Origin of the sequence: Brucella tritici, from assembly GCF_008932285.1 — a bacterium.
GTDB lineage: Bacteria > Pseudomonadota > Alphaproteobacteria > Rhizobiales > Rhizobiaceae > Brucella > Brucella tritici.
Map to the genome: position 1 here is coordinate 1 of NZ_WBVY01000029.1, position 608 is coordinate 608.

The window sequence follows — 608 nt, forward strand, 5'->3', positions numbered from 1 at the left end:
CACCGATAGGACTCAAACAAGCGCCACGAGGATTGTCGACCGTACTCAGAAATAGCCCCTCCACTGCTTCCGCGTGAAGGGGCTCGTCATGGACATTGATGAAACTACCTACGGTAGGCTAAGCCGCTCCAAATTCGGCCTTCGTCTCGGTGACGACCACCATGCACTGCTCCGATATAGGCGGCCACTGCGGCAACTAAGGCTGAAGCAGCCAAAAGGAAGGCGCTCAGAATGCCAGCTATTTTGGTCTTCTCAGCAGTCTCCAATGCTTGTGCTTTTGCTTCCTCAAGCGCCTTGCTGGCTTGTTCTTTTGCCTCATCAATCTGCTTTCGCGCTTCATCGAGCTTCCTCTGCGCTTCCGTTCTCACGGTCTGGACCCGCTCGATTGTCTGATTGACGCGATTTTGGGCGTCGGTCTCACTCATTCCCGTTTGAGCCGTAACCTGACGGACGAGCCAAGCTTTATCTTCGTCGGTTATCTGGCCTGTCGAGAGCAGGTTGGAGAAAATGCTGCCTGCCTGTCGGGTGAAATCAGCAGCATTTTGACCCTCCCCACTAGAAGCGGGTGCTCTATCATTTCGCAGCAACGTATCTGTAAAATAGTCGAC

At 53.6% G+C, this 608-nt stretch carries 1 protein-coding gene; it reads right to left on the bottom strand.

Going from position 1 to position 608, the window contains the following annotated elements:
• Positions 1-104 precede the first annotated feature (104 nt).
• Positions 105-608 (bottom strand): ATP synthase subunit B family protein (locus F9K94_RS24255; protein WP_151610752.1); only part of this gene is annotated, 504 nt, incomplete at its 5' end.